This window comes from Protaetiibacter larvae (genome assembly GCF_008365275.1).
Taxonomy (GTDB): domain Bacteria; phylum Actinomycetota; class Actinomycetes; order Actinomycetales; family Microbacteriaceae; genus Homoserinibacter; species Homoserinibacter larvae.
In genome coordinates this window covers 274,129-295,097 of the sequence record NZ_CP043504.1, presented here as the reverse complement: position 1 = coordinate 295,097, position 20,969 = coordinate 274,129, and the positions used below count along the sequence as shown (strand labels likewise).

Annotated in this window: 23 protein-coding genes and 1 tRNA gene; 18 read left to right on the top strand and 6 right to left on the bottom strand. The window is 70.3% G+C overall.

Features of this window, described 5'->3' with window-relative positions:
- Positions 1–119 precede the first annotated feature (119 nt).
- Genes FLP23_RS01325 through FLP23_RS01315 form a run of 3 tightly spaced genes read left to right on the top strand, consistent with a single transcriptional unit; the run spans position 120 to position 2,081 of the window.
- Positions 120–566 (top strand): FAS1-like dehydratase domain-containing protein, encoded by a 447-nt coding sequence (locus tag FLP23_RS01325; protein ID WP_149324210.1) that lies wholly within the window; start codon positions 120–122, stop codon positions 564–566.
- The gene (locus tag FLP23_RS01320; RefSeq protein WP_149324209.1) at positions 563–988 is read left to right on the top strand and encodes a MaoC/PaaZ C-terminal domain-containing protein; all 426 of its coding nucleotides are present in this window, start codon (positions 563–565) and stop codon (positions 986–988) included. The genes FLP23_RS01325 and FLP23_RS01320 overlap by 4 nt, the downstream gene beginning before the upstream one ends.
- Entirely contained in the window at positions 981–2,081 is a 1,101-nt protein-coding gene (locus tag FLP23_RS01315; RefSeq protein WP_149324208.1) for a UDP-N-acetylmuramate dehydrogenase, read from the top strand. The genes FLP23_RS01320 and FLP23_RS01315 overlap by 8 nt, the downstream gene beginning before the upstream one ends.
- A 165-nt stretch (positions 2,082–2,246) precedes the next feature.
- On the opposite strand, the gene FLP23_RS01310 is transcribed toward FLP23_RS01315, so the two are convergent.
- Both FLP23_RS01310 and FLP23_RS01305 read right to left on the bottom strand, forming a co-directional pair.
- Complete coding sequence (locus tag FLP23_RS01310) at positions 2,247–2,546, bottom strand: hypothetical protein (RefSeq protein WP_149324207.1); 300 nt, start codon at positions 2,544–2,546, stop codon at positions 2,247–2,249.
- Entirely contained in the window at positions 2,546–4,363 is a 1,818-nt protein-coding gene (locus tag FLP23_RS01305) for a PspC domain-containing protein (RefSeq protein WP_168200344.1), read from the bottom strand. The genes FLP23_RS01310 and FLP23_RS01305 overlap by 1 nt, the downstream gene beginning before the upstream one ends.
- 103 nt (positions 4,364–4,466) lie before the next feature.
- On the opposite strand from FLP23_RS01305, the gene FLP23_RS01295 reads away from it, so the two are divergent.
- The gene (locus tag FLP23_RS01295; protein ID WP_149324204.1) at positions 4,467–5,651 is read left to right on the top strand and encodes an ATP-binding protein; all 1,185 of its coding nucleotides are present in this window, start codon (positions 4,467–4,469) and stop codon (positions 5,649–5,651) included.
- Positions 5,648–6,301, top strand: a complete 654-nt coding sequence (locus tag FLP23_RS01290; protein WP_246140016.1) for a LuxR C-terminal-related transcriptional regulator — start codon at positions 5,648–5,650, stop codon at positions 6,299–6,301. The genes FLP23_RS01295 and FLP23_RS01290 overlap by 4 nt, the downstream gene beginning before the upstream one ends.
- A gap of 88 nt (positions 6,302–6,389) precedes the next feature.
- Here FLP23_RS01290 and FLP23_RS01285 read toward each other — a convergent pair whose 3' ends face one another.
- Positions 6,390–7,031 carry a LysE/ArgO family amino acid transporter gene (locus tag FLP23_RS01285; RefSeq protein ID WP_149324203.1) on the bottom strand — a complete coding sequence of 214 codons (642 nt, stop codon included), beginning with the start codon at positions 7,029–7,031 and terminating at the stop codon, positions 6,390–6,392.
- 72 nt (positions 7,032–7,103) lie between these two features.
- On the opposite strand from FLP23_RS01285, the gene FLP23_RS01280 reads away from it, so the two are divergent.
- A complete protein-coding gene (locus FLP23_RS01280) occupies positions 7,104–7,997 on the top strand; it encodes an ArgP/LysG family DNA-binding transcriptional regulator (protein ID WP_149324202.1) in 894 nt (297 codons plus the stop codon).
- Here the strand turns inward: FLP23_RS01280 and FLP23_RS01275 are convergent.
- Positions 7,987–8,670, bottom strand: a complete 684-nt coding sequence (locus FLP23_RS01275; RefSeq protein WP_149324201.1) for a DUF4386 domain-containing protein — start codon at positions 8,668–8,670, stop codon at positions 7,987–7,989. The genes FLP23_RS01280 and FLP23_RS01275 overlap by 11 nt on opposite strands.
- 104 nt (positions 8,671–8,774) lie before the next feature.
- On the opposite strand from FLP23_RS01275, the gene FLP23_RS01270 reads away from it, so the two are divergent.
- The 4 genes from FLP23_RS01270 (at position 8,775) to nusG (ending at position 11,019) form a co-directional block, all read left to right on the top strand.
- Complete coding sequence (locus tag FLP23_RS01270) at positions 8,775–9,548, top strand: TetR/AcrR family transcriptional regulator (protein WP_149324200.1); 774 nt, start codon at positions 8,775–8,777, stop codon at positions 9,546–9,548.
- Positions 9,549–9,616: 68 nt separating this feature from the next.
- Positions 9,617–9,689, top strand: a tRNA-Trp gene (locus FLP23_RS01265).
- A 52-nt stretch (positions 9,690–9,741) separates the two neighbouring features.
- Complete coding sequence (gene secE / locus FLP23_RS01260; RefSeq protein WP_149324199.1) at positions 9,742–10,020, top strand: preprotein translocase subunit SecE; 279 nt, start codon at positions 9,742–9,744, stop codon at positions 10,018–10,020.
- Positions 10,021–10,068: 48 nt separating this feature from the next.
- Complete coding sequence (nusG, locus tag FLP23_RS01255) at positions 10,069–11,019, top strand: transcription termination/antitermination protein NusG (RefSeq protein WP_149324198.1); 951 nt, start codon at positions 10,069–10,071, stop codon at positions 11,017–11,019.
- A gap of 270 nt (positions 11,020–11,289) precedes the next feature.
- Here nusG and FLP23_RS01250 read toward each other — a convergent pair whose 3' ends face one another.
- Complete coding sequence (locus FLP23_RS01250; RefSeq protein WP_168200343.1) at positions 11,290–11,565, bottom strand: helix-turn-helix domain-containing protein; 276 nt, start codon at positions 11,563–11,565, stop codon at positions 11,290–11,292.
- A gap of 71 nt (positions 11,566–11,636) precedes the next feature.
- Between FLP23_RS01250 and FLP23_RS01245 the strand changes: the two genes are divergently transcribed.
- The 7 genes from FLP23_RS01245 to FLP23_RS01215 all read left to right on the top strand — a co-directional run bounded on the left by FLP23_RS01245 (position 11,637) and on the right by FLP23_RS01215 (position 19,662).
- Positions 11,637–12,278: an SAM-dependent DNA methyltransferase gene (locus FLP23_RS01245; RefSeq protein ID WP_246140015.1), complete on the top strand. Its 642-nt coding sequence runs from the start codon at positions 11,637–11,639 to the stop codon at positions 12,276–12,278.
- Positions 12,275–13,867 (top strand): Eco57I restriction-modification methylase domain-containing protein, encoded by a 1,593-nt coding sequence (locus tag FLP23_RS01240; protein WP_149324196.1) that lies wholly within the window; start codon positions 12,275–12,277, stop codon positions 13,865–13,867. Before FLP23_RS01245 ends, FLP23_RS01240 begins: the two co-directional genes overlap by 4 nt.
- A complete protein-coding gene (locus FLP23_RS01235) occupies positions 13,860–16,427 on the top strand; it encodes a DEAD/DEAH box helicase family protein (protein WP_149324195.1) in 2,568 nt (855 codons plus the stop codon). Before FLP23_RS01240 ends, FLP23_RS01235 begins: the two co-directional genes overlap by 8 nt.
- 59 nt (positions 16,428–16,486) lie before the next feature.
- Complete coding sequence (locus FLP23_RS01230) at positions 16,487–17,284, top strand: hypothetical protein (RefSeq protein WP_149324194.1); 798 nt, start codon at positions 16,487–16,489, stop codon at positions 17,282–17,284.
- 273 nt (positions 17,285–17,557) lie between these two features.
- Positions 17,558–18,967 (top strand): HNH endonuclease signature motif containing protein, encoded by a 1,410-nt coding sequence (locus FLP23_RS01225; RefSeq protein WP_149324193.1) that lies wholly within the window; start codon positions 17,558–17,560, stop codon positions 18,965–18,967.
- 51 nt (positions 18,968–19,018) lie between these two features.
- Positions 19,019–19,282: a hypothetical protein gene (locus tag FLP23_RS01220; RefSeq protein WP_149324192.1), complete on the top strand. Its 264-nt coding sequence runs from the start codon at positions 19,019–19,021 to the stop codon at positions 19,280–19,282.
- Positions 19,279–19,662 carry a type II toxin-antitoxin system VapC family toxin gene (locus FLP23_RS01215; protein WP_149324191.1) on the top strand — a complete coding sequence of 128 codons (384 nt, stop codon included), beginning with the start codon at positions 19,279–19,281 and terminating at the stop codon, positions 19,660–19,662. Before FLP23_RS01220 ends, FLP23_RS01215 begins: the two co-directional genes overlap by 4 nt.
- A gap of 96 nt (positions 19,663–19,758) precedes the next feature.
- Here the strand turns inward: FLP23_RS01215 and FLP23_RS01210 are convergent, their stop codons facing one another.
- Complete coding sequence (locus FLP23_RS01210) at positions 19,759–20,391, bottom strand: LysE family translocator (RefSeq protein ID WP_149324190.1); 633 nt, start codon at positions 20,389–20,391, stop codon at positions 19,759–19,761.
- A gap of 144 nt (positions 20,392–20,535) precedes the next feature.
- Between FLP23_RS01210 and rplK the strand changes: the two genes are divergently transcribed.
- Positions 20,536–20,967 (top strand): 50S ribosomal protein L11, encoded by a 432-nt coding sequence (gene rplK, locus FLP23_RS01205; protein ID WP_149324189.1) that lies wholly within the window; start codon positions 20,536–20,538, stop codon positions 20,965–20,967.
- Positions 20,968–20,969 lie beyond the last annotated feature (2 nt).

Here is a 20,969-nt window from a genome sequence, read left to right as displayed (position 1 = left end):
CTGCCAGTAAGGCAGCGCCACCAGAAACTCCCCGGAACCCCGGCAGACCGCGACGGTCGCCGGGGTTCCGTCGTCTCCCGGCCCCTCGTGCGCAGGCGCCGCGACAGTAGGCTCGACGGGTGAGCGTCAACCCCGAACTGCAGGGCCGGAGCTACGCGGCGACCGCCCCCTACCTCGTCGGCCGCGAGAAGGTGCGCGAGTTCGCGCGGGCCGTCCTCGCGACCAGCCCGCTGCACCACGACGTCGCGGCCGCCCAGGATGCCGGCTATCCCGACCTGGTCGCACCGCCCACCTTCGGAGTCGTCGTGCAGGAGCACGCCCTGGCCCGGCTGCTGGGCGACCCGGACGCCGGCATCGACTTCGCGCGCGTCGTGCACGGCGACCAGAGGTTCGCCTTCAGCCGGCCCATCGTCGCCGGCGACGAGCTGAGCGCCACCCTCACCGTCACGAGCGTGAAAACCCTGGGAGGGCACACCATGATCACCGCCGACACCCTCGTCGAGGATGCCGTGGGCGCGCATGTGGTCACCGCCACCTCGAGCCTCGTCGTGCGAGGCGAGGAATGAGCGCGCCGCTCGCCTCCTCCCTCGCCCTCGGCGAGGTCGTCGCCGAGGCGGAGTTCGCACTGAGCCGCGACACCCTCGTGCGGTACGCGGGCGCATCCGGTGATTTCAACCCCATCCACTACCGCGACGACGTGGCCGCCTCCGTGGGGCTGCCCGGGGTGATCGCCCACGGGATGCTCACCATGGGTCTCGCGGTGCAGCCGGTGGTCGACTGGCTGGGCGGCGACGCCGGGCGCGTGCTCGACTACCAGGTGCGGTTCACGCGCCCGGTGATCGTGGATCCGGTGGACGGCGCGGCCGTCACCGTGGTCGCCAAGGTCGGGCGCATCGACGAGGCCGGCGCGCGCATCGACCTCACCGTGACCTTCGCGGGCGAGACCGTGCTCGGCAAGGCCCAGGTGGTCGTGCGACTGGATGCGTGATCCGGTGACCGATCTCGCCGACTACACGACCCTGCGGGTCGGCGGTCCCGCGCGCGAACTGCTCGCACCGGCCACCCGCAGCGAGCTCGTCGAGGCGACGCTCGGGGTCTGGGCGTCAGGCGAGGACTGGCTGCTGCTCGGCGGCGGCTCGAATCTCCTGGTCGCCGACGAGGGCTTCGACGGCACCGTCATCCGCACGGCCACCCGCGGCGTCGACATCGCGATCGACGCCGACGGGCGCCACGCGCGGGTGCGCGCGGAGGCGGGGGAGAGCTGGGACGGCCTCGTCGCCGCCACCGTGGAGGCCGGGCTCGCCGGCATCGAGGCGCTGAGCGGCATCCCCGGAACGGTGGGGGCGGCACCCGTGCAGAACATCGGCGCCTACGGGCAGGAGCTCGGCGAGCGCCTCGTCGGCATCGACTTCCTCGACTACGACACGGGCGAGGTGCTGCGCCTCGACGCCTCGGCGCTCGGGCTCGGCTACCGCACGAGCGCGCTCAAGCGCGGGCGGGCCGGTGTGGTGCTCGCGATCGAGCTCGACCTGGATGCGGGCGGCTTCTCCACACGGATCGCCTACGCGCAGCTCGCCGCGGCGCTGGGGGTGGCGCTCGGCGACCGGGTCCCCCTCGCGGATGCCCGCCGCGCGGTGCTCGCGCTGCGCGCCTCGAAGGGGATGGTGCTGGACGCCGCGGATCCCGACTCGGTGAGCGCGGGATCCTTCTTCACCAACCCGATCGTCACCGAGCACTTCGCGCGCGGGCTGCGGGTGGATGCGCCGCGCTGGCCGATCGGCCCGGAGGAGGCGGAGCGGGTGCTCGCACCGGGCGAGACAGTGCCGCCGCTCGGCACGGGCGACTACCGCGTGAAGCTCTCCGCGGCGTGGCTCATCGAGCAGTCGGGGATCGCCCGCGGTTTCGCACTGCCCGGCTCGCGTGCGGCGATCTCCTCGAAGCACACCCTCGCCATCGTGAACCGCGGCGGCGCGACCGCGCGCGAGATCGCCCAGCTGGCGGGCTTCGTGCAGACGCGCGTGCTCGCCGAGTTCGGCGTCATCCTGCATCCGGAGCCCGTCTTCGTGGGCCTCACCCTCTGACCGGCCGCATCCAGCTGCCCTCCTGAACCCCAGAAATGCAGGAGACTCGGCCGGATGTGCCTGTGGGTGCGGGCCGGCGCCCGTGCTCCGGCCAACTTCTCCTGCATTTCTGGGGCAGAGGGAGGCGGCGCACCGCGACCCCTCCACCATCCGGTGGATGCGGCGCTAGCTGCGGCGCTTCTGGGCGCGGCGGATGACGGCCGCGAGCGCGAGCAGGGCGATCACGCCGCCGACGGTGACGACACCGATGACCGACCAGCCGAGCGGGGTGAGCCCCAGCACCCACGCGAGCGCCTCGTCGCGGCGGGCCGGGGTGCTCGAGATCCAGATGGTGGTCGCGGCGAGCGCCACGAGCACGAGGCCCCAGAGCGCGGCCCCGATCCGGATGCGGGGGCGCGGCAGGCGCGCGGCCGCGGCATCCGGGGTGGGCTCGTCGAGGGTGTCGAACGGGGTCGTGTCGGGCATCAGAGTGCTCCTTCGCCGGTCGCGCCGGGCTCGGTGGAGGGGATGGGGGTGGGCTCGAGCAGGTTCGTCTCCGTGTCGTGATCCCACTGCATCCACTGGTCGGGCAGCGGGTCGAGCGTGGCGAACACCTCGCTCTGCCCCCAGCCCCGTATCGAGAGCCACGCGCTCGAGCCCAGCCAGACCCGCAGCACGAGGTCGGGGTCGCCGTCGCCGATCGTGATGACACGGCGGCTCTCGCCGACGCTGTAGCCGGCGAATCGGCTGATGTCGCCGTCCATGCGGGCCTGGTCGATGCCGACGGCCGCCCGCGAGGGCGACGTCGAGACCACCTCGAGGCGCACGGTCGAGCCCTCGGCCATCTCGACGTTGATGTTGCCGCTCGCCTGCCAGAGGTCGACGACCACCGGCTCGTCGTCGCGATCCTGCACATACATCCAGGTCGTGCCGAGGATCTGGGCGAAACGTCCGCCCTGGACGGTGTTGATGCCGGAACCCGGCAGCAGCACCTGACGGTCGTGCGGCAAGACCACCGCGGCGAGGAGCGCGAGCACCGCGAGGATCGAGAAGAAGGCGAGCGCCCCGCTGCGGCGCCGGGCCAGGGCGACCACGAGGGTGCCCGCGCCGAGCACGAGCACGAGCACGGCGGCGCCGATCATCCACTCGGCTCCCGTGGTCGCGGGCGATCCGGATGCGGCGAGCGCGGCGAGCGCGCCGGCGACCAGGGCGACGCCCAGCACGAGGAACACGACCCCGGCGCTCGCGCGGGGTCGCGTCAGCTTGCGGATGCGCGCGCGTTCTCGGGCGGCCTCGGCGGCGGCGAGGGCGCGCTGATGCGCCTCGGCCTGGCTGCGCTCCCGCTCGCTGCGACGCTGCTCCGCGACCCACGCGGCGCGCTGCTTCTGCCAGGCATCCTGGCTGCGCTTCCAGTCGGCGAGCTCCTCGGTGGAGGCGTCGGCGGGCGGTGCGGGGGGCTCGCCGGGCGCAGCCGCCGGGTTCGTCACGGTCGGGGTCGTGGCGGCGAGGGCGGCTGCGGCGGGGACGGCATCCGCATCCGCCGGCTCCGCTTCGGCCGGTGCGGCGTCCGCCGGGAAGCTCGGCACCGTCTCCGGCCGGTCGTCGGTGGTGGCGGGCGTGGTCGGGATGTCGGTCGCCGCGGAGCGCCGGGCGAGCCACACCACGAGCACCACGACCGCGACGATGACGGCGGCCGTCCACACCACCCGCAGGATCGCGCCGAGCCAGCTCGGGTCGCCCCAGTAAAGGGATCCCGCGAACCAGAAACCCTGTGCGAGCGGCAGGAACGACAGCAGGAAGAGCCCCGCGATGCCGGGCAGCGCCCGGGTGATGCGGCCGTGCCCGAGCTCCTGGGCGTGGATCGTGCCCTCCTGGTCGGGCAGCAGGAACCAGGCGACCGCGTACAGCAGCGCCACGGGGGCGCCGAGCACGGCGACCACCACGACCACCCCGCGCACCAGGATCGGGTCGATGCCGAGGCGCTGGGCGACGCCGGCGCACACGCCGCCGAGCCATCCGTGCCGGCGGGGCACGTCGAGGCGGCGGAGCCATCCGAAGAACGGCGACTCCTCGCGCGGCGGCGTGCCGTCGGCGGCTGCCGGATCGGGATCGGTGTCGGGCTGGGCTTCCGCCTCGGGCTCGGCTGCGGGCTGGGGCTGGGCTGCGGGCTCGGCCTTGGTCTCAGCCTCGACCGCAGCTTCGACCGCGGCCTCGACCCTGCCGCCGGGCTCGGCGTCGGGCGTCGCGGCGGCGTCGCCGTCGAGGTCGGCGGGGGGCTCGCGAGGTGGCGTGCGTCGGGGCATGACTCGATCGTCGTCAGCGGGCGCGTCGCCCTCTATGGGGTGAACCCCTGATCGTCCCCTGATCCCGGATGGCGGGGACGCTCGGGCGTGCTTGGATCGACGCATGACCGCAGCCGTCGCCCGTCCGCCGCTCGTGCGGCCGCGCGAGGTGCTGCTCGGCGGGGTGAGCGCGGGCGTGGCACGCCACCTCGGCATCCCGCCCGCCGGGGCACGCTTCGCCTTCCTCGGGCTCGCGCTCGTCGCGGGGGTCGGCGTTCTCCTCTACCTCTGGCTCTGGGCGTTTGTGCCGCGCGAGGATGCCGGCACGGATGCTCCGGGGGGACGCGTCGTGCCGGTGGGCGCCGTGCTGCTCGTGGCGTCCACGGCGTTCGCGATCATCGGCGTCGTCACCACCTGGTTCGCGTTCTACCCGGTGCCTCCCGGCATCCTCGAGAGCACGGTGCTCTCGGTGGGGGCGATCGCGTGGACCCTGTTCGCCGACCGCCACGACCCGCGGCACGCGCGCTCGGCACCCGTGGTGCGGGCGTTCGCGGCGACGCTGCTCATCGTCGAGGGCGGGCTGGTGTTCGCGGGCGCGCTGTCTCGCGGGCTGCCCATGCCCGCTGTGCTCGGGGTGCTGCTGGTGCTGATCGGGGTGGCGGTGCTGTTCATCCCGCGCCTCATCACGCTGTGGTCCGAGCTCGGCGCCGAACGCACCGCCCGCGCGCGGGAGGAGCAGCGCGCCGAGATCGCCGCGCACCTGCACGACTCGGTGCTGCAGACGCTCGCCATCATCCAGAACCGTGCCGGCACCGGCACCGAGATCGCCCGCATCGCGCGCGCCCAGGAGCGGGAGCTGCGCGACTGGCTGTTCGCCGGCAGCGACCCCTTCGCCGACGACCTGGCCACCGAGCTGCGCACGATCGCGCGCGAACTGGAGCTCGAGCATGCGGTGCGCATCGAGGTGGTGACCGTGGGGGACGTGGGCGAGGTGGCGAGCGCGGCGCTCGCCGGGGCCGCGCGGGAGGCGCTCGTGAACGCGGCCCGGCACGCGGGCGGCGAGGTGGCGGTGTACGCGGAGGCGACCCCGGAGTCGGTCGAGGTGTTCGTGCGCGACCGCGGTGCCGGCTTCGACCCGGATGCGGTGCCGGATGGGCGTCTCGGCATCCGGGAGTCGATCGTGGGGCGCATGGCGCGAGCCGGGGGGAGCGCTGTGGTGACGAGCGGGGCGGACGGCACCGAGGTGCAGTTGCGACTGCCCCGCCGCGCCACGAGCGCCCCGGCATCCGGGAAGGGGGCGGAGGCGTGACGCGCGTCATCATCGTCGACGATCATTCGATCTTCCGCTCGGGCCTGCGAGCCGACCTGGGCGATGCCGTCGAGGTGGTCGGGGAGGCGGGCGACGTGGACGCCGCGGTGCGGGTGATCGACGAGCTGCGCCCCGAGGTGGTGCTGCTCGACGTGCACCTGCCGGGCGGGGCGGGCGGCGGCGGCGCGGAGGTGGTGCGGCGTTCGGCCGCCCTGCTCGGCGAGGTGCGGTTCCTGGCGCTCTCGGTGTCCGACTCGGCGGAGGATGTGGTGGGGGTGATCCGCGCGGGTGCCCGCGGCTACATCACGAAGGCGAGCTCGGGGGCGGATGTGGCGTCCGCGATCCGCACGGTGTCGGCGGGGGACGCGGTGTTCTCGCCGCGGCTCGCCGGTTTCGTGCTCGACGCCTTCGGCACGGCGGCGGGCGCGCCCGCGGTGGCGGCGACCGACGACGAGCTCGACCGGCTCTCGGCGCGCGAGCAGGAGGTGATGCGCCTGATCGCCCGCGGCTACGCCTACAAGGAGGTGGCGTCGCACCTCTACATCTCGATCAAGACGGTCGAGACCCACGTCTCCTCGGTGCTGCGCAAGCTGCAGCTCTCCTCGCGCCACGAGCTCACCGCCTGGGCGCTCGAGCGCCGCCTCCTCTAGCCGAGCTGTTCATGGCGCGGCTGGAGCCGCGACCCGACGGCGGGAGTAACGCCTCCCGCCACGCGGTCGCATCTCCCGCCGCGGCAGCTCAGCCCGATACGAGCGGGAGGGCGACGAGCACCGCGAGGGTGAGCATCACGAGGGCGATCGCGCCGTCGAGGATGCGCCAGGCGAGCGGGCGCGCGAAGAGCGGAGCGAGCGCGCGGGCCCCCAGCCCGAGCGTCGTGAACCACAGCGCGCTGCCGGCCACCACCCCCGCGCCGAACAGCCAGCGGGCATCCCCGTGCCCGTTCGCGATCGACCCGATGAGCGCGATGTCGAGGTACACGTGCGGGTTGAGCCACGTCACCGCGAGGGCTGTCGCGATCGCGGTGAGCAGCGTGCGGCTGCGGGAGGCGGACCCGTCTGCCGCCACCTCGAGGCGCGCGGCATCCACGCGCAGCGCCCGGCGAGCGGCGAGCGCCGCATACGTCGCCAGGAACGCGGCGCCCGCGATCCGCACCGCCGTCATGAGCCACGGCACCGCGCTCAGCACCCAGCCGGTGCCCGCGATCCCGAGACCGATGAGCGCCACGTCGCTCAGCACGCAGATCGCCACGATCGCCACGATGTGCTCGCGTCGCAGCCCCTGGCGCAGCACGAAGGCGTTCTGCGCGCCGATCGCCACGATGATCGACAGCCCGAGTCCGAGTCCGGCGAGCGCGGCGGCGAGGGATGCGGCGAAGGTCACGCTGTCGAGGCTAGGTCGAGCCGCGGCATCAATCCAGTTCAGGATTCTGGATCACCATTAGCATCACTACAGATGAATCTGGATCGTGATCTGCTCGCCACCCTCCGCGCCGTCGTCGACGCGGGCACCTTCGATGCCGCTGCGCGCAGGCTCACCGTCACGCCGTCCGCCGTCAGCCAGCGCATCAAGGCCCTCGAGCAGCAGCTCGGCCGCGTGCTCGTCGAACGCAGCAAGCCGGTGCGTGCCACCGAGTCGGGGGAGGTGCTGCTGCGCCTCGCGCGCGAGATCGCCCTGCTCGAGGCGGATGCCGCGGCCGCCCTCCGCCTCGAGGGCACGGATGAGGCGAGCTTCACGACCATCCCGCTCGCCGTCAACGCCGACTCGCTCACCAGCTGGTTCCTGCCGGCGATCGCCCCGGTGTGCATCGAGCGGCGGATCACCGTGGACATCCACCGCGAGGATCAGGACCGCACCGCCGAGCTGCTCGCCTCGGGCCGGGTGATGGCGGCGGTCACCTCGCAGGCCGAGCCGGTGGCCGGTTGCACCTCGACGCGTCTCGGCGCCATGGTCTACCGCCCGGCCGCGTCGCGCGCTTTCGCCGCCCGCTGGTTCCCGGAGGGGGCGGATGCCGCGTCCCTGGCCCTCGCCCCCGTGGTCGACTTCGACCACGACGACGAGCTGCAGTCCCGATTCCTGCGCCGGATGAGCCGACGGCGGATCGACCCGCCGCGGCACTTCATCTCCGGGTCGAGCGATTTCCTGCAGGCGATCACCCTCGGTCTCGGCTGGGGGATGCTGCTCGGCGCGCAGCTCACGCAGGCGGCCGATGAACTCGTCGAGCTCGACCCGGATGGCCCCGGCTTCGCGGTGCCCCTCTACTGGCAGCAGTGGAAGCTGCGCTCGCCCGCCCTCGACGCGGTCGCGGCCGCCGTCGTGACGACCGCCCGCGCGGCGCTCAGCCCCTGAGCGGGGCGTCGGGCGCGGTCGGGCGGAATCCGCGGAACAGCAGGTAGAGCGCCAGCAGGATCTCCCACGCGAACACCGGCACCGCGCCGAGGCCGAGCCACGGCATGAGCGGCTCGTCGAGGTCGAGCACTTTGAGGGCGTTCACGAGGAAGACGACGGGCCCGCCGACGATCCCGAGCATCCCGATGAATCGCGGTACGAGGCCCGAGCGGAACATGATCCAGGCGAGCAGCACCGTGTTCACCCCGCAGACGAGGCCGGGGCCGATCACGAAGGTCCAGTCCTGGAAGCTCGTCACCACGCCGGCCAGCGTCTCGAGCCCGGTGTGATCGACGCCGTCTGCGGCGAGGGCGGTGCGGATGCTCGCGAGGGTGAGGATGGCGACGACGCCCGCGAGGATCACCGAGGCTTCGAGGGTGCGCAGCGCCACGTAGCCGAGTGCGGCGCCGGGATTGTGCCGCGTCACGGCGGGGTGCACGACGAAGGCGGTGGCCGCGACCGCGACCGCCAGCACGACCTCGAGGAGGGCTCCGACGAGGAGGGGCGTGTCGTCGCCGAGGCGCGTGGGGTCGGTCACCACGGGGGTGTAGAGGATGCGGGCCCCCACGGAGGTCACGTGGGTGACGAGGAACAGGGCTCCGACGAGGGCGGCGGTGCGGCGGGTGGCGGTCATGTGCGGAGGCTCCTTCTCGGTCAGGTGTACGGCGTACACCTTCGCGAGAACCATAAGGTGTACGCTGTACTCCTGTCAACGCGGAGCGCGAGAGGACGTCGCCGGTGGAGAACGCATCCGAGGCCGCCGCACCGCACCGGCTCAACCGCGAGCGCGTCGTCCGCGGGGCGATCGAGCTGGCCGACCGCATCGGCAGCGAGGCCCTCAGCATGCGCAGCCTCGCGAAGGAGCTCGGCGTCGTGCCGATGGCGCTCTACAAGCACGTCACGGCAAAAGAGGAGCTGCTCGACGCCATGGTCGACGCCCTCATCGACGAGATCGACCGCGCCCCGGCCGGCCCCGACTGGCGAGGCGCCATCCGCTCCACGGTGCTCTCGGCACGGCGGATGCTGCAGCGCCACCCGTGGGCGCGCCGCGTCTTCGAGACCCGCACCCGCAAGACCCCCGCCGTGCTCGACTACCTCGACGACATCGCCGGCATGTTCCTGGCGGGCGGATTCACCGGCGACCTCACGCATCACGCCATGCACGCCCTCGGGAGCCGCAGCTGGGGATTCACCCAGGAGATCTTCGACGACGCATCCGCGCCGGCCGAACAACCGCACAGCGAGCATCCGCAGCCCGCGCCCGCCGCCGCTCCCGACGCCGCGACGCAGGAGGCGATGCTGCGGGAGTTCGCCGCGCGGTACCCGCACCTGCTCGCCGCCGCCGCCACCGCGTCCCACGACGACGACAGCGTGGTGAGCGAGGGCTGCGACGACCAGTTCGAGTTCGAGTTCGCGCTCGACACCCTCCTCGACGGTTTCGAGCGACTGCACCGGGCCGGATGGTCATCCCGGGCCGCGAGCGGGCGCCCCGCGGGGATGCCGTACACTTGACCAGGTTGCCCAATCAGCCAAGCTTCGCCATGCCCAGAGCACGGCGGACAAGGCGGATCAGGCGACGTAGGGCGGTGGCTCAATTGGTAGAGCAGCGGTCTCCAAAACCGCAGGTTGCAGGTTCGAGTCCTGTCCGCCCTGCGAGTCCGGCGTGTGTGATTGCGCCGGATCATCGGCCGAAAGGTAGTGAAGAGTGGCACGCAAGGTGATCGACGAGCCCAGCGAGGACGTCGTCGCGACCGCCAAGCGCGAGCGCGCCGAGCGCCGTTCCCCGTTCGCGCGGATCGCCCTCTTCATCCGGCAGGTCATCGCAGAACTCAAGAAGGTCGTCACGCCGACCCGCCGCGAGCTGTTCAGCTTCACCGGTGTCGTGCTCGTTTTCGTGGTCATCATGATGGGACTCGTCTACGGGCTCGACTACCTGTTCAGCTGGCTCGTCAACTGGGCGTTCGGCAACGGCACGCTCGGCTAGGCCGATCCGCTGCCCGTGACGGATCCGACGCAAGGAAAGAAAGACACCGTGACTGAAGAAGAGCGCGACCTCGACATCGACCTCGCGACCGCGGCCGAGCAGTCCTCCGAGGAGGACGAGGCCCAGGAGGGCAACGTGCTCGCCGAGGAGGAGGCGCGCGCCGAGTCCGCCGAGCACCGCGCGCTGCACATCGTCGACGAGGGCGACGTGGAGTCGGAGCTCGAGAGCGCGCTCGACGCGCTCGAAGCCGCCGCCGACCCGGAGGCCGACGCCATCATCGACGACGCCCTGGAGATCGACTCCGCGGAGGAGGCGGAGGCCGCCTTCGCCGCCACCACCGACGAGGAGACGGTCGAGGAGGAGGGCGACGCCCCCGAGGTCGACCCCTACGAGGAGTTCCGCGCCGAGCTGCGCTCGAAGCCCGGGAAGTGGTACGTCATCCACTCCTACGCCGGTTTCGAGAAGCGCGTGAAGCAGAACATCGAGTCCCGCCGCACCTCGATGGCCATGGAGGACTACGTCTTCGAGGTCCAGGTGCCGATGGAGGACGTGGTCGAGATCAAGAACGGCCAGCGCAAGCTCGTGAACCGCGTGCGCATCCCCGGCTACGTGCTGGTGCGCATGGACCTCAACGAGGACAGCTGGTCGGTCGTGCGCCACACCCCCGGGGTGACCGGCTTCGTCGGCAACTCGCACAACCCCACCCCGCTGCGGTTCGAGGAGGCCTTCAACATGCTGAAGAGCCTCGTGCAGGTGGTGGAGGCGCCGGCCAAGGGCGGCACCACGGCGAAGGGCGGCAAGGCCGCCCCGCGTGTCATCCCCGCCGAGATCGACTTCGAGGTCGGCGAGACGATCACCATCAAGGAGGGCTCGTTCGCGGGCCTGCCCGGCACGATCTCCGAGATCAAGCCCGAGAGCGGCAAGCTCACCGTGCTCGTCTCGCTCTTCGAGCGCGAGACGCCGGTCGAGCTGTCGTTCGACCAGGTGACGAAGCTCTAGCCACTCGCACTCTCGTTGATCGAGTAGCCCGCGCAGCGGGCGTATCGAGATCCCCGGAAGGCCGTCCGCACCCGCGGGCGGCCTTCTGTCGTTTCCGCAACTCAGGATTCCGCGTGCCCGACGGCCCGCCGCGGTCCCGTTCTGCCCATATCTCCTGAGTTGCGGATCCCGCGGTTTTCGCAACTCAGGAGATCCTGCCCGGGCGACGGCATCCGCGCCCCGAATCCCGGCCGCTCCTGAGTTGCGGATTCCGGCGGGTCGGGCCGGGTGTCAGTTCGCCCGCCGGCGCCCGTCCTGCGGTGCCATCGGGAACATCTCCGGCGTGACCCCGTCCAGCAGCGACCCCGGCTCCACCCCGACCGCGGTGGCGAGTCGCACGAGCGAGTGGATGCTCGGCATCGCCCGCCCGTTCTCGTACGCCCGGATGTTGGACGAGTCGATGCCGCTCACCGCCGCGAGCTGGTCCTGCGTGAGCCCCGCCTGAAGCCGCTGCGCTCCGATGAGCCCTCCGATGTGGGCGGCAGCGGCGGAGGGAACTCGGGGCACCCGACAAGCCTCAGGGTGCCCGGGCATCCATGCCAGGGCGCATGTCCCCGGGTACTTGTACACTCCACTCTGTGTCGACAACGGGGGATCGGGCAGAGCGCCTCGTCAAGTCGCGTCAGCGGGTCGCCGACCACGGCGAGGTCTTCACGCCCGCGTGGCTCGTCGACGACATGCTCGACCTGGTTGCGGCGGAGGCGGAGCGCATCGACTCGCGCTTCTTGGAGCCTGCGTGTGGTTCCGGCAACTTCCTGATCCCGATCCTCGAACGCAAGCTCGCCACGGTACAGGCGCGCTACGGCCGCAGCGACTTCGAGCGCCGCCACTACGCGCTGCTCGCGCTCATGTGCGTGTACGGCATCGAGTTGCTCGCCGATAATGCGGCCGAGTGCCGCGAGCGGTTGCTCGACACCTTCGTCCGCTTCCTGAAGGCGGATGCCGAGGGCGTGTGGCAGCGCGCGGCTCGCGCCGTGCTCGCGGTCAACATCGTCGAGGGCGATGCGCTCGACATGACCACCGGCGAGGACGAGCCGATCACCTTCCCCGAGTGGGCGTACCTCGGGCGCGGCAGGTTCCAGCGCCGCGATTTCCGCTACGACGCGCTCACCCAGCGTTCCTCCGCATCCGTCGGTCTCTTCACGCACTTCGAGGAGCACGAGATCTTCGTGCCGGTCGCCGAGTACCCGCCCGCCACCGTGCAGGAGCTCGCGGCATGACCGAGACGCCCGCGAAGGCGCCGCTCGCTCTCGCCGCCCACAACCCCGACGTGCTCACCTGCATCGCGAACCTCTCCAACGACGAGGTGTTCACGCCGCCGGAGTTCGCGAACCGCATGCTCGACACCCTCGAGCTCGCGTGGGCCGAAGCCCACGACGGCGCGAGCATCTGGGCGGATCCGACGGTCACCTTCCTCGACCCGTTCACCAAGTCGGGGGTGTTCCTGCGCGAGATCACGGCACGGCTGACGAAGGGGCTCGAGGGCGAGATCCCCGAGCTGCGCGAGCGCGTCGACCACATCCTCACCAAGCAGGTCTTCGGCATCGGCATCACGAGCCTCACCGCTCTGCTCGCGCGCCGCAGCGTCTACTGCTCGAAGGATGCGACGGGTGAGCACTCGATCGCGAGCTCCTTCGACCGCGACTGGGGCAACATCTGGTTCGAGCGCACGGAGCACACCTGGGCGGGAGCGAAGTGCGCGTACTGCAGTGCTCCCCGCGACCGGTTCGATCGGGACGATGCTCTCGAGACCCACGCCTACGCCTTCGTCCATACGCACGACGTCGCAGCGCGCCTCGCGCGCATGTTTGGAGCTGATGTGAAGTTCGATGTCATCATCGGCAATCCGCCCTATCAGATGGCCGGGGGCGCCGGCGGGTCGAGCGATTCGTCGATTTATCAGCTGTTCGTCGAGCAGGCGATCCGGATGGAGCCGCGATTCCTGAGCATGGTCATCCCCTCGCGTTGGATGGCCGGCGGCCGTGGCCTCGACGCGTTCCGCGCGATGATGCTCACCGAGGGGAAGGTCCGCAGCCTCGTAGACTTCCCGGATGCCGGCGAGGCGTTTCCGGGCGTGCAGGTCAAGGGGGGAATCTGTTACTTCCTGTGGGACGATGTGCACGCGGGAATGTGCGACGTCGTGCGCGTCGAGGGCGGGATCGAGCACCGTCAGCCGAGCCGCGACCTGGGCGAGTTCGACGTCTTCGTCCGGGACGAACGGGCCATCGGCATCCTCCACAAGGTTCTCGGTCGGGACGAGAAGTCGGTCGTGGAGCTGGTGTCGGGCGACACCCCGTTCGGCATCGCGACCAACTTCACGGCGTTCGTCGCGGCGCCGGGACCCGGCACGGTCGCCCTGCATCGCATCGGCCAGGGGCGCCGGACGGTCTCGTATGTCGAACGCGAACAGGTTCGAAAGAACACCCAGCAGATCGATGCCTGGAAGCTGCTCGTGCCCAAGGCCTACGGCGCCGGCGAGAGTTTTCCGCATCAGATCCTCGGCCGCGAGATCGTCGCGTCGCCGCCCTCCGTCTGCACCCAGTCGTACCTGACGATCGCCCCCTTCGCGTCGGAGGCCGAGGCGACGAGCTTCGCGAGCTACTACCGGACGCGGCTGTTCCGGTTCCTCGTGTCGCTCCGCAAGATCACTCAGGACGCCCTTCGCTCGACCTACACCTGGGTTCCGCGCCAGAGCTGGGACCGGATCTGGACCGACGCGGAGCTCTACGCGAAGTACGGCATCACGGACGACGAGATCGCGTTTATCGAGAGCGTGGTCCGGCCGATGGAGCTCAACCCCGATGCCTAAGCCCGAGTCCGAGCTCTTCGTCCCGAAGCCCGAGTCCCGCCTCCGCATCTACGCGTGGTCGAGCGACGAGGTCGCCGAGCGCTGGCGCGGATGCCTCAAGGTGGGACAGACGACGCAGGACGTGAACGACCGCATCCGGCAGTCGCAGGGGCAGGCGCGCGTGGCGTACACAGTGGAGGTCGACGAACTCGCCGAGCGCCCCGACGGCAGCACCTTCACCGACACCGATGTGCGCGCCCGGCTCGCCCAGAAGGGCTTCGAGAACGTCGTCTACGAGTCGAGCCGCGAGTGGATGCGCTGCACGGCCGCCGACGTTCTCACCGCCATCCAGGAGCTGCGCGCCAACACGAGCTACAGCGGCACCCATCACGACGACTTCCCGATGCGCGAGGAGCAGCAGCGGGCCGTCGACAAGACGTACGCCTACTTCCAGGACCGCTGGGCGCACGACTCGGATGCCGTGCCCGAGTTCCTCTGGAACGCCAAGATGCGCTTCGGCAAGACCTTCACCGCCTACCAGCTCGCGAAGCGGCTCGAGGCGAAGCGGGTGCTCGTGGTCACCTTCAAGCCGGCCGTCGAAGACGCCTGGCAGAAGGACCTCGAGTCGCACGTCGACTTCGGCGGCTGGCAGTACCTCTCGCGCGCGAGCGGAGGCGACCCGACGGATGCCGACCCCGAGCGCCCGCTCGTCTACTTCGGCTCGTTCCAAGACCTGCTGGGGCGTGACGCCGCCGGCAACTTCAAGGCGCGCCACCAGTGGCTGAGCGAGCTCGCGTGGGATCTCGTCATCTTCGACGAATACCACTTCGGGGCCTGGCGCGACACCGCGAAGGAGCTCTTCGAGGGCGAGGACGACGCGGCCCGCAAGAAGGAGACCGAGCTCGAGTTCGGCGCCGCCCTCGACACCTTCGCGGAGGAGCTCGAGGTGCTCCGCAGCGATGAGGACGCCTTCGTGCCGATCCGGGCGCAGGCCTACCTGTACCTCTCCGGCACGCCGTTCAAAGCACTCAAGACGGGCCGATTCATCGAGGAGCAGATCTTCAACTGGACCTATACCGACGAGCAGCGGGCGAAGGCGCAGCGCGCGGTCGAGCATCCGGGCGAGCACAACCCATATGCATCACTGCCCGAGATGCGGCTCTTCACCTACCAGATGCCCGACGAGCTCACCGCGGTCGCCAGCCAGGGCGAGTTCGACGAGTTCGACCTCAACGCCTTCTTCGAGGCGACGGGTGCCGGCGCGGCCGCCGAGTTCGTGCACAAGGACGACGTGCAGAAGTGGCTCGACATCATCCGGGGCAACTATCTGCCCACCCAGATCGACGCGCTGAAGACCGGCAGCAAGCCGCCGTTCCCGTACTCCGACACCCGGCTGCTGCCGTACCTGCAGCACTCCCTCTGGATGCTGCCCCGCGTCGCGTCATGCTCGGCGATGGCGAACCTGCTCGCCGAACCGCAGAACGCGTGGTGGCACGACTACACCGTCGTCAACGTGTCGGCCCCGGGGATCGGCGTCGGGCTCGACGCCCTGCCGCCCGTGCGATCGGCGATCGGCAACGGGCGCGACACCAAGACCATCACGCTGACCGTCGGCAAGCTCACGACGGGCGTCACCGTGCCGCAGTGGTCGTCGATCCTCATGCTGCGCAACCTCAAGGCGCCCGAGACGTACTTCCAGGCCGCGTTCCGCGTGCAGTCGCCGTGGGTCATCAAGAACCCGAACGGCGACGACCCGCGGGCCGAGGAGATCCTCAAGCCCGTCTGCTTCGTCTTCGACTTCGCGCCCACACGCTCCCTGCGCCAGGTTGCCGAGTACGGTATCGGCTTGGATCCCCAGGAGCGGAACCCCGAGCGCGCCGTCGAAGAGCTCGTGAAGTTCCTCCCCGTGCTCGCCTACGACGGATCGCACATGACGCAGGTGGATGCGGGCGGCATCCTCGACATCGCCATGGCGGGCACCTCGGCCACGCTCCTGGCGCGCAAGTGGGAGTCGGCGATCCTCGTCAACGTCGACAACGTCACGTTGCGCAAGATCATGTCGTCGCAGGCGGCGATGGATGCCGTGATGAACATCGAGGGATTCCGTGCGCTCGGCTCATCCGTGTTCGAGACGGTCGTCAACAAGTCGGAGGCCGTGAGCGACACCAAGAAGCAGAAGGGCGACACCCTCTCGCCGAAGGAGAAGAAAGAGCTCAGCGAGGAGGAGAAGGAGTACAAGTCCAAGCGCAAGCAGATCCAGGAGAAGCTCATCAAGTTCGCCACCCGGATCCCCGCGTTCATGTACCTCACCGACTACCGCGAGCACACCCTCCGCGACGTGATCACCAAGATCGAGCCCGAGCTCTTCAAGACCGTGACCGGCCTCAGCGTCGAGGACTTCGACTTGCTCGTGTCGCTGGGCGTCTTCAATCCCGCCCACATGAACCAGGCGGTGTTCGCGTTCCGGCGCTACGAGGATGCCTCGCTCGCGTACACCGGCATCGAGGTGAACGGCGGTCGGCGCAATGTCGGCCTGTACGACACGGTGGTCGCGGTGCCCGCGGGGGAGGCCGCGGGGTGAGAGCCAAGGCGCACCGCCGAGCGGTGGCCCAGCGCGCTGAGACCAAACCACTTCGAGACGTGCTCGCCCGCCTGGACGAACTCATCAAGCAGGCGCCTCACCTGTCTGCCCGCGAGGCCGCTGCGTGGTTGAGTGCCGTGAACACCCGGCTCGCGTCGGCGCAGCGCCTCGTCGACCAGATGTCGGTGAGCACGGATCACTCCGAGCTGGCGCGGTACCAGGCACGGATCGCCGACCTCACCGCGATCGCAGAGGCCACCGCCGGCGAGCGCGATGGTCGGCGCCGAACCCGCCCAGAGAAAGTCAACCCGGGTGTGCCGGCGGCGGATGTCGCGGAATCCCGGGCTCTTCGAGGGCAGCTTCTCGACCTGCTCGCGCGCGCTGAGAACGACGCGATCCCGAAGACAGGCCCCCAGAAGCACGAATGGGTCATGGCCGTCAACGCGGCACTCGCGACTGCTCGAAAGCACGCGCGGCGGGCGCCGAAGACACTACTTGCAGCAGAACTCTCGCAATTCACGGCGCGAGTCGACGCCGCCCTCGAGCGGCTGGGGGCGCCAGGCAAGGCGCGAAAGCCCAGCCTGGCGAAGTCCTCAACTCCAGCAAAGGCGAGGACGCGAGAGGGCGTTTGGGAGGTCGTCGGTGGCGTGAGGCACCGCGTCTCTGCGGGTCGCGTCATGATGTGCGGGGTCATCACACCGAATCGAACCAAGCTGTCGGCGGCGGATGCCCGCGACTGTCCCGACTGCGTGGCACGCAGTGAGCATGCGACTGAACGCAAACGCAAGAAGCGGTCTTGGGGCCCGAGGTACTGGACCGTATCCGGCGGCGCTCCGGGGCTCGGCAAGCGCCGGTGATCGTTGTGGCGCACGAGCACCCCACGTCACGACGCCACGACCCCGAAGCTGATCCGGTGCCGCTCGTTACGCGAATCCCGCAGCACCTCAGGTTCGCGGGCCGGGCTCGGCGCCGCTCGCCGTTGGCCCCGTTGACGCCCATGATGTAGCCCGCGCAGCGGGCGCGACTCGAGGCCATCATGCGGCCACCCCTCCACAGATGTGTGTTCGGCCAGTTGCCCACGAATCGTTGGTGGCGATAGCATACTCGTTCGATCGATGGGATGATGGATCATGCCCTCGATCCCCGCCCTCCTCGCCACCATCGGCGACACGACGACAGCTGTGGTGTTGCCGGTGGTGGGGGTGCTGTCGGATCAGGAACTGGTGGACGGGCAACGGCTCATCGCCCAGGTGCGTCGGCGGCTGGATGCGGTGGCTGCGGCGGTCGCGGGGGAGATCGCCCACCGGTCCCGCCGCGAGCTCGGACACGACGGACTGGCCGCCCGCCGAGGTCAACGTTCCGCAGAGGGGCTGATCTCCCAGTTGACGGGCGGGTCCACCGGGGAGGCGCGTCGCTTGGTGAAAGCCGGCGAGTTGCTTCCCGTGGACGTTTCCCGCCCAGATGCGTCATCGGATGCGGCCCCGGTCGCCCGATGGCTTCAGCTGATCGGGGACGCGGTCGCGAGTGCGGTGATCTCGGTGGATGCGGCAGAGGTGATCCGCACCCGCCTCACCCAAGCCGCCAGCGACTCCGATGACATGGCCCGCCTGGACGCGCTCGCGAACGCCGCGGAGACTCTCGTCCAGGCGGCGCCGCTGCTGACCCTGGAGCAGCTCGCGACCCGTGCCGGGCGCCTGCGCGACGAACTCGACCTCGCCGGCATCGCCGCCCGTGAGGAACAGTTGCGTGACAAGCGCTCCCTGCGGGTCTCGAAGCAACTCGACGGCATGACCCGCATCACCGGACTGCTGGATCCCGAATCGGCCGCGGTCGTCGTGCCGATCCTCGACGCCGCCACCTCACCCCGACGCGGCGGACCGAGGTTCGTGAACCCGGAGCAGGTGCAACGCGCGGAGGATCTGATGCGGGACCAGCGCACCACCGAGCAACTCACCCTCGACACCCTCGTCGAACTGGTGCGGATCGGCTCCCGGGTGGATGACGGGAGACTCCTCGGCGACCGCACACCCGCGGTGCGGATCCTCGTCACGAAGCACGACCTCGAACTCGCACACGATGCGGACGGACACCGGGAGGGTGCAGCGTTCTTCGAAGGACAAGACCCCGCGGTCTCGATTCAGACGGCGGAACGGTTCATCTGCGCGGGCGGTGCGATCCCGATCCTGTTCGACGGAGACGGCAAAGCCCTCAACCTGGGTCGGGAGCAGCGTCTCTTCACCCGGAAGCAACGCCTCGTCATGGCTGCCCGGGATGGCGGGTGTCTCATGTGCGACCGGCCACCATCCTGGACCGAAGCACACCACATCAACCACTGGGATCAGCATCACGGCCGTACCGACATCGATGACGGGGTGCTGCTGTGCACGTTCTGCCACCTGAAAGTCCACAACAGCGGATGGCGCATCACCCGACAGGGCAGTGACTACTTCCTCGTCCATCCCGATGACGACGGCATCCGCAGGCGCACACCCCTGCCCTCGAAGAGCCCCGCCCACGACCGCCTCCGCGCCGCATGCTAGGTCCAGGCCCGGAAGGTGTGTCACCAAGTACCCGGTGGTACACTTTCCCGCGTGCCCACCATTCGTCGTCGATACCAGGTCACCGAGACCGACGAGGTGGCGCGCGCGCTGGACGCTGCCGAGCAGCGTTGGCCCGGCGAACCTCGCTCGCGCCTGCTGGTTCGCCTCATCACCGAGAACGGCGAGGCGGTCGCCGAGGTGAACGAGGCGGAGCTCGCACGGCGGCTCGCGGCGATCGACCGCTACGCGGGCAGCTTCGCAGGTCTCTACTCCCCGGGATACCTTGAGGAACTCCGGAAGGATTGGCCCGAGTGATCGTCCTCGACGCGAGCGTCATGATCGCCGTGCTCGACTCCGCCGATGCGCATTCAGGCGCCGCACGGGAACTGCTTCGATCCCATGCCGCTGACCGCCTGGTGGCCCACCGCATCAACGTCGCAGAGGTTCTTGTGCAGCCGGTGCGCGCCCAGCGCGCGGCGCAGGCTTCGGCGACCCTCGCGCACCTCGGGATCGAGTACGACGACGAACCGGATCACCCTCTCGTGTTGGCAGAACTGCGTGCGAACACCGGGCTTCCGATGCCGGACTGCTGTGTCCTGCACCTCGCGATTCGCGAGCGTGCCGCGATCGCGAGCTTCGACGAGAGGCTCGTGCGCGCGGCGCGAGGGCTCGGACTCCAGATCGCGGGGAACTGAGCACCTCGGCTGCTGATCTCGATACACCGCGGCTGCGCCGCGGAACTCGATCGGCGAGGTGTGACCCCCTCGCCGCCGCTCGACGAGCGACGCGGACTACTGCTTCGAACCGGTGAACAGCAGCACGCCGCCGAGGCCGATCATCATGCCGCCGCCCGTGGCGCGCAGCCGCGCGATCCGCTTCGGCGAGGTCGCGAACCAGGCGCGGGCGGTGCCGGCGGCGAGCGCCCAGCACGAGTCGCAGATCAGCGCGAGGGTGAAGAACACCAGCCCCAGCTCACCCAGCTGCAGCGGGATCGAGCCCGCGTGGTAGTCGACGAACTGCGGCAGCACCGCCACGAAGAACGCGATCGTCTTCGGGTTCGTCACCCCCACCACGAAACCCTCCGCGAGCAGCCGCCACGCGGATCGCGGCGCCCCGGAGTCCTCGGCCGCCGGCACGTTCCGGTGCCGGATCGCCTGGATGCCCAGATACACCAAGTAGCCGGCCCCCACGATCTTGATGATCGTGAAGATCACCACCGACTCCGCCACGAGCGCACCCACCCCGAGCGCCACGAGTGTCAGCAGCGGCAGCATCCCGAGCGCATTCCCGACCACCGAGAGCACCCCCGCGATGCGCCCGTAGGCGATCGAGCGTCCGATCACGAACAGGATGCTCGGGCCGGGCAGCAGGATGAGCAGGATCGCGGCGATCGCGAAAGCACCGAGGTTCGCGGGAGGGACCATGACTCGAGGGTAATGCGTGTACCATAGTCAGGTTGCCCAGGCGCTTCCGCGCCCGCGCGACCGCAGACCGCATCCAACCGGATGGCGGGAGAGTGAGGCACTGGCCGCAACGGCACAGACCTCGTTCGACGAGAGAAAGAGAACATGGCACCGAAGAAGAAGGTGACCGGCCTGATCAAGCTCCAGATCAAGGCTGGTCTCGCCAACCCGGCCCCGCCCATCGGCCCGGCCCTGGGTCAGCACGGCGTGAACATCATGGAGTTCTGCAAGGCGTACAACGCGGCCACCGAGGCTCAGCGCGGCAACGTCATCCCGGTCGAGATCACCGTGTACGAGGACCGCTCGTTCACGTTCATCCTCAAGACCCCGCCCGCCGCCGAGCTCATCAAGAAGGCCGCCGGCGTGCAGAAGGGGTCGTCGACCCCGCACACCGTCAAGGTCGCGAAGCTCAGCCGTGCGCAGGTCCGCGAGATCGCCGAGCTCAAGCAGGTCGACCTCAACGCGAACGACATCGAGGCTGCAGAGAAGATCATCGCCGGCACCGCCCGGTCGATGGGGATCACGGTGGAGGCGTAATC